The organism is Vibrio sp. YT-19(2023) (assembly GCF_033337395.1).
Window position 1 is genome coordinate 1 of the sequence record NZ_JAWOQN010001087.1, and the last position, 528, is coordinate 528.

1 protein-coding gene is annotated in these 528 nt (G+C 49.1%); it reads left to right on the plus strand.

Features of this window, described 5'->3' with window-relative positions; translation table 11 throughout:
- Nucleotides 1-33: 33 nt before the first annotated feature.
- Nucleotides 34-528 (plus strand): rod-binding protein (locus R7E78_RS30200; protein WP_318059153.1); only part of this gene is annotated, 495 nt, incomplete at its 3' end.

Consider the following 528-nt stretch of genomic DNA (forward strand, 5'->3'; position numbering starts at 1 on the left):
ATGCTGAACTGGTCGTGATTTAAGGAGTGAACGATGAAACTAGACGGTAGCAGCGATCAAGCTCAATTGAACTCAATGCTTTATCACGACAACAGTGCGTTGGCGAACATCAAGCACAGTCGTGATCAAGAAGGCGCGCTCGAAATGGTGGCGGGTCAGTTTGAAGCTATGTTCTTACAACTGGTGCTGCGTCAAATGCGCAGTAGCAGCGACGTGTTAGCGGACAAAGACAGCCCATTTTCAAGCAAGCAACAAGGCGTTTTTCGCGACATGTACGATGGTCAGTTGGCGATGGAGTTGGCGAAAAAGCAAAGCTCTGGCATCGCTAATATGCTGATTCAGCAGTTGAGCCCTTCAATGCGCGAAGTGGCCTTCGATTCGGCGCGCAATGTGTCTTCTGCAAATGACGGTAAACCGGTCGATTCTGAATCGATATCACAGCTTGAACTCGAAGAAATTACCGACCCATTTAACTCAACGGCTCAAGCGGTCGCCTCAGTTAAACAAGTGCTTGGAGAAGCCGGTATG